Raw genomic sequence first — 6,338 nt, forward strand, 5'->3', positions numbered from 1 at the left:
CACGCCGATGCGGTCGGCCACCTCGATGGCCACGCCCAGGTTCTGTTCGATCAGCAGCACGCCGATCCGGCCCTCGGCCGCCAGCGCGCGCAGCGCCTGCGCCACCTGCTCGACGATGACCGGGGCCAAGCCCTCGGTGGGTTCGTCCATGACCAGGAGGCGCGGCTCCAGCAGCAGCGCGCGGCCGATGGCCAGCATCTGCTGCTCGCCACCGGACAGCTGCGCGCCGCCGTTGCCCTTGCGTTCGGCCAGGCGCGGGAACATGGCGTAGACCTTGTCCACGTCGCGCCGCTTCGGGGCGACCAGGCGCAGCGTCTCGTCCACGCTCAGCGAGGGCCAGACGCGCCGGCCCTGCGGCACGTAGGCGATGCCGCGCTTCGTCCTGCGCTCGGGCGGCAGGCCGAGGATCTCCTCGCCGGCCAGCCGCACGCTGCCGGTGGCACGGCCCACGGGCGGCAGCAGGCCGCAGATGGCGTTGCACAGCGTGGTCTTGCCCATGCCGTTGCGGCCCACGATGCCGAGCACGCCACGCTCCAGCGTGAGGCCCACGCCCTGCAGCGCATGGGCGCGGCCGTAGTAGATGTCCAGGTTGTCGACCTGCAGCAGCGGCGCGTCCATCAGTGGCGGCCTCCCATGTAGATGGCCTGCACCTGGGCGTCGTTCTCGATCTCGGCCGGCGTGCCGGTCTTGAGCACGCGGCCGTTGTGCATCACGGTCACCTTCTCGGTCACGCGCAGCGCGATGTCCAGGTCGTGCTCGATGATCACGAAGCCGATGTGGGCGGGCAGCGCCTGCAGCAGCGCCACCAGCTCGCGCCGCTCGGCCGGCGACAGGCCGGCGGCCGGCTCGTCGAACAGGATCAGCCGCGGCGCGCCGGCCAGCGCCATGCCGATCTCCAGCTGGCGCTGCTGGCCGTGCGCGAGGTCGGCCACCAGCGTGTCGGCGAGGTGCGTGAGGCGGGCGCGCTCCAGCAGTTCCTCGGTGGCCAGGGTCGACGCATGCAGCGCACCGGCGCGGCGCATGCTGAAGCGTCCATTGGCCACGCCGCGCACGGCCAGGAACAGGTTGTCGCGCACGCTCAATTCGCGGAACAGCAGCGAGGACTGGTAGGTGCGCCGCAGCCCCTTGCGGATGCGCTCCTGCGGCGGCAGCGCCGTGATGTCTTCGCCGAAGAAGCGGATGCGGCCGCTGGTGGGCGGAAAGTCGCCCGTGATGGCGTTGAACAGCGTGGTCTTGCCCGCGCCGTTCGATCCCAGCACGGCGTAGCGCTGGCCGGCCGCCACCGAGAAGCTCACGTCGTCCACTGCGCGCAGCGCACCGAAGGCGCGCGTGACGCCTTCGAGCGCGAGCGCATCGCTCGAGGCCAGCGCGCGTGGCGCGGCACCGGGGCGGGCGGTGGCGGCGCGGAGCGAGGTGACGGTGGCCACGCGTTCAGCCCTGCTCAGGGGCAGGCGGGGACATCCCGCGTGCCCATCTTGAAGTCTTCCTTCTTCATGCCCAGCAGCTGGTCGATGTTGTCGACCTTCTTGGCCACCTTGGTCGTGAGGTTGCCCTGCGCGTCCTTCACCACCTCGGTCACGAAGGTGGTGCCGATGGCCTGGCGGTTGCCGTCCAGCCGCACGTCGCCCGTGGGCGTCTTCAGCGTCATCTTCTGCAGCGCCTCGCGGTACTTGGCCTGGTTGCCCGAGAGGTCGCCCTTCACCGCGTCCAGGCCGTCCAGCGCAGCCTTCATGTTGGTGTAGTAGACGTAGGCGAACAGGCTGGGGCTGGGGAAGGCGCCCGAGGAGACCGGGTAGGTCTTCTGGTAGTCGGCCACGAACTTCTTCCACTCCGCGCCGTCGTAGCTGTCGGCCACGGGGCCGGCCGACAGGGTGCCGACCAGCGAATCGCGCCGCTTGCCGCGGTAGTTCAGCACGTCCTGGCTCACCGTGATGGAGCCGCCCAGCATGGGCTTGTCGCCACCGGCGTTCTCGTACTGCGTGAGGAAGTTCACCGCGTCGGCACCGCCCAGCACCACCAGCAGCGCGTCCACGTCCTTGGGGATGCGCGCGATGACCGAGCTGTAGTCCTTGCCGCCCAGCGGCACCCAGGCCTTGACCGGCACCTTGCCGCCCTTGGCGCAGAACTCCGACATGAAGCCCTGCACCTGCGAGTAGGGGAAGGCATAGTCTTCCGCGATCACCATCACGCGCTTGTAGCCCTTGTCCAGCGCGGCCTGGCCCAGGCCTACCATCCACTGCGCGCCCTCGGTGTTGAAGCGGTAGAAGTTGGGGCTGGGGTTCTCCAGCGTGGTGCCCTGCGCACCCGAGGCGCCGTTGATGAAGGTCACCTGCGGCTGGGTCTTGGAATAGTCCTTCACGGCGATGCCCTCGCCGCCGGACAGCGGGCCGACCATGATGTCGACCTTGTCCTGCTCCACGAGCTTGCGCGTGGCGTTGACGGCCACGTCGGGTTTGGCGTCCGAGCTGGCCTTGATGATCTCGATCTTGCGCCCGGCCACCATGCCGCCGCGCTCCTTGACGGCCAGTTCCGCGCCGCGCATGCCGTCGGCGCCGCCCGCAGCGAACGGCCCTTCCAGCGTGGCCAGCAGCCCGATCTTGATCGGGCCGCCCTGGGCCCAGGCACCGGTCACGACGCAGGTGGCCGCAGCGGCCAGCAGGGTTTGCTTGAGGTTCACGCTTGTCTCCTTGGGGTTGGCGAAGTCAGGGTCTGCCGGGGCCCGAAGCGCGTGCGCGCCTTGGCCCACAAGCCGAGCAGGCCGTCGGGGGAACACAGCACGATGGCGAGGAACACGCCGCCGATCACGAGGTTGAAGCGCTCGCGGTCGACGAGGTCGATGGCGAAGGTCTGCAGCAGCACGAACAGCACGGCGCCGACGAAGGCGCCGATGGGGTGCCGCATGCCGCCGAGCACGGCGATGACCAGGATGTTGATGAGCCAGCCCGTGCCCACGGAGCCCGGCGTCATGAGGCCGTTGTACCAGGCCAGCAGGATGCCGCCCACGCCCGCCAGCAGTCCGGCGAAGGCGTAGGCCGCCACGCGGTGGGCGACCACGTCGTAACCCAGCGCGGCCATGCGGCGCGGGTTGTCGCGCACGCCCTGCAGCGCGATGCCGAACGGGGCGCGCACGATCCACTGCACGGCGCCGTAGCCGGCCAGCGCGCAGGCCAGGGCCAGGAAGTAGTAGGGCACCGGCGCGCGCCAGTCCACGCCGAACACCTGCGGCGGGTGCAGCTCGCGCAGGCCCTGGAAGCCGTTGAACACGCTGTAGTTCTGCAGCACCAGGTAGTAGAAGGCCACGCCGACGGCCAGCGTGATCATGATGGTGTAGATGCCCTCCGTGCGGACGGAGAGCCAGCCGATCAGCGTGGCCGCCGCCACCGCGATCAGCAACGCGGTCGGCACGGCCACCCACCAGGGCCAGCCCAGGCTGATGGCGGCACTGCTGCTGGTGCCCAGCACGGCCACCGCATAGCCGGCCATGCCGGCCACCGACATCTGCGCGAGCGAGACCATGCCGCCGTAGCCGCCCAGGAAGGTCAGCGAGAGCGCGATGAGCCCCAGCACCAGCGACTGCGCGGCCACCTGGTAGGTGAAGAAGGGCGTGGCGACGAAGGGGAACAGCAGCGCTGCGATCAGCACGATGCCGTGGCGCGGGCGCAGCGTGGGCCAGGCCTTGCCGCGGGCTTGCGGTGGGGTGGCGGCCGTGGGCGTTGCGCCGGGGCGCGGCCGGGTGACCGGCGGCGTGGGCTGGCGGTTCATGGCACGGCGCCATTGGGAGGCACTCATGTGTGATCCCTCGCGCTGCGCGGTTCGGAGAGGGGGAGGCGCGGCGCGGGGGCCGCGGCCACCGGGCGGCCTCTTCCGCGAATGTCCCCCGCCTGGGCCGCAGGCGGGCAAGGCCGGGGGACATTCGCGGAGTGGAGCACACCGTCGGCGTGGTCTGGACGCACCGCCAGATCGGCCGAGTTCATCGAAGCGTTCATCTCAAGCCGCCTTCCCCATGATCCCGCGCGGCCGGAACGCCAGCACCAGGATCAGGATCACGAAGGTGAACACCACGCTGTAGGTTGGCGCGTAGGCCAGCCCATAGGTCTCCGCGAGGCCCAGGATCACGGCGCCGATGGCCGCGCCGACCACGCTGCCCATGCCGCCCACGATCACCACGATCAGCGAGGCCAGCAGCAGCCGGATGTCTTCGCCCGGCACCATGGACAGCTCCACCGCGCCGATCACGCCGCCCAGTCCCGCGAGGCCGGCCCCCAGCATGAAGGTGATGGCGAACACCAGGTTCACGTTCACGCCCGAGGCGGCCAGCATGCCGCGGTCGTCCACGCCGGCGCGGATCATGGCGCCCACGCGGGTCTTGTTCAGCAGCCACCACAGGCCGATGCCGATGGCGATGCCGAAGCCCAGCAGGCTCAAGCGGAACGCGCCGTAGGCATTGATGAGCGGCAGGCCGCGGATGGGCCCCTGCAGCCACTCGGGCGCTTCCATCTGGTGCACCTGGCCCGTGAAGATCCACAGCAGCACGTCGGCGATCACGATCGACAGGCCGATGGTCACCAGCGTCTGGCGCAGGTCCTGCCCCTGCATGCGCCGCAGGATCAGCACCTGGATCAGCAGGCCCGCCACGGCCGCCGCCGCGAAGCCCGCCGCCAGCGCCAGCAGCCACCAGCCGGTCTTGTCGGCCACCACGTAGCCCACGTAGCCGCCCAGCAGGTACAGCGAACCGTGCGCGAGGTTCACGTTGCGCATGAGGCCGAACACCAGCGTGAAGCCGCTCGCCACGATGAAGTACAGCGAGGCCAGCGTCAGCCCATTGAGCAGGGTGACCACGTACAGGCGCGCGTTGTCGAACAGCGCCCACAGCGAGAACACGAGGACCGGGCCGCCGACCAGCAGCCACAGCAGGATGCGCGCGGTCCTGTTCATGCCGCCCGTTCGAAGCGCCGCTCGCTCGCGACCGGTGGCAGCTTGGCGAACTGCCCGTCCTTCATGACCGCGAGGATGCGCTTGGGATCGCGCAGGATGGACAGGTTGGCCAGCGGGTCGCCGTCGACGAGCAGCAGGTCGGCCAGGTAGCCCGGCTTGACCATGCCCAGCTCGCCCGGCAGCTTCATGATCTGCCCGCCGAACTCGGCCGTGGAGCGGATCGCCTCCAGCGGCGTCATGCCCAGGTACTTGACGAAGAACTCCAGGTCGCGCGCGTTCTGGCAGTGCGGCGTGAACGCGAAGCCGTAGTCGCCGCCCGGCAGCACGCGCACGCCGCGCCGGTGCATGGCCTTGAGCGATTCGATGGCGTGGTCCCACTCGTCCTGGTAGCCCATGTCCACCGCCATCTGGTGCGTGATGCCATAGGGCTCGGCCTCGTGCAGCATGGCGTAGAGGATGGCGATGCCGGGCGCCACGAAGACCTGGTCCTTCGCAGCCTCCAGACGGTCCAGCGTCTCGGTGTCGGTGTAGCTGGCGTGGTAGATCACCTCGATGCCATGGCGCAGCGCCTGCTTGACGCTGTCGGCCGAGCGGGCATGGGCCACGCCGCGCTTGCCGCGCATCCTGACCTCCTCCATGGCGGCGGCCACCTCGGCGTCGGTCATCCAGGTGGTGCCGGCCGGCGACTGCGGCGTGAAGTTGTCGCCCGAGAGGTTGAGCTTGATCGAGTCCACGCCGTAGGCCAGGAACCGGCGCACGGCCTTGCGCATGTCCTCGGCACCGTTCACGTTCACGCCGAAGCTGAACTCCGGGAAGGGCAGGTGCGGCAGCGTCTCGTCGCCCAGGCCGCCGGGCACGGTGATCTCCTGGCTGGCGGCCAGGTAGCGCGGGCCCGGGATCTGGCCCTTGTTGATCGCGTTGCGCGTGACCACGTCCAGCCGCGGCTTGGCACAGGCCGCGCCCACGCAGGAGGTGAAGCCGGCCTGCAGGTAGCGCCCCGCCACCTTGGCGCACCACAGCACGTGCTCTTCCAGCGGCATGGCCTGGATCGCGGCCAGCGTGGCGGCGTCGTTCCAGCTGAAGTGCGTGTGGGCTTCGCACATGCCCGGCATCAGCGTGGCACCGGCGGCGTCGATGACCTGCACGCCGCTGTTGAAACCGCCCACGGGTGCCAGGCTGCGGCCGACCTCGCGGATGCGGTTGCCGCTGACGCGCACGCTGCCCTGGTAGGGCAGCTGCGTGCCGCCCTCGAGGATGCGCACGTTGGTGAACAGGACTTCGGCCACAGCGACCTCCGTTTCAAGGACGTTCGAGAGGCCGCGGAGCAGGCCATGCCAGCGGCCGCCGCGGAGCTGGCTTGTATGGTTGAGGTGTTGGGGTGGAGGGCCTGAAATACTGGAAAT

General features: G+C 70.1%; 5 protein-coding genes and 1 pseudogene. All 6 read right to left on the reverse strand.

Annotated features, from left to right (window positions below; all coding sequences use genetic code 11):
• Positions 1 to 147 precede the first annotated feature (147 nt).
• Positions 148 to 618, reverse strand: a pseudogene (locus IE209_RS34260) (ABC transporter ATP-binding protein); the annotation flags it as partial.
• On the reverse strand, positions 618 to 1,427 hold the full coding sequence (locus IE209_RS28610) for an ABC transporter ATP-binding protein (protein ID WP_229883101.1): 810 nt from the start codon (positions 1,425 to 1,427) through the stop codon (positions 618 to 620). The pseudogene IE209_RS34260 and the gene IE209_RS28610, both read right to left, overlap by 1 nt.
• Positions 1,428 to 1,441: 14 nt before the next feature.
• Positions 1,442 to 2,677, reverse strand: a complete 1,236-nt coding sequence (locus IE209_RS28615) for an ABC transporter substrate-binding protein (RefSeq protein ID WP_189690288.1) — start codon at positions 2,675 to 2,677, stop codon at positions 1,442 to 1,444.
• Entirely contained in the window at positions 2,674 to 3,789 is a 1,116-nt protein-coding gene (locus IE209_RS28620) for a branched-chain amino acid ABC transporter permease (RefSeq protein WP_229883102.1), read from the reverse strand. Before IE209_RS28620 ends, IE209_RS28615 begins: the two co-directional genes overlap by 4 nt.
• Positions 3,790 to 3,987: 198 nt before the next feature.
• Positions 3,988 to 4,935, reverse strand: coding sequence for a branched-chain amino acid ABC transporter permease (locus IE209_RS28625; RefSeq protein ID WP_189690289.1), 948 nt, complete (start codon positions 4,933 to 4,935; stop codon positions 3,988 to 3,990).
• Positions 4,932 to 6,221 carry a metal-dependent hydrolase family protein gene (locus tag IE209_RS28630; RefSeq protein ID WP_189690290.1) on the reverse strand — a complete coding sequence of 430 codons (1,290 nt, stop codon included), beginning with the start codon at positions 6,219 to 6,221 and terminating at the stop codon, positions 4,932 to 4,934. The genes IE209_RS28625 and IE209_RS28630 overlap by 4 nt, the downstream gene beginning before the upstream one ends.
• Positions 6,222 to 6,338: the final 117 nt, after the last annotated feature.

Source organism: Pseudorhodoferax aquiterrae (genome assembly GCF_014652235.1).
Taxonomy (GTDB): domain Bacteria; phylum Pseudomonadota; class Gammaproteobacteria; order Burkholderiales; family Burkholderiaceae_C; genus Pseudorhodoferax; species Pseudorhodoferax aquiterrae.

Excerpts from the sequence above, each read along its gene's own strand:
- IE209_RS28620 (WP_229883102.1), bottom strand. The coding sequence starts at position 3,789 with ATGAGTGCCTCCCAATGGCGCCGTGCCATGAACCGCCAGCCCACGCCG.
- IE209_RS28625 (WP_189690289.1), bottom strand. The coding sequence starts at position 4,935 with ATGAACAGGACCGCGCGCATCCTGCTGTGGCTGCTGGTCGGCGGCCCG.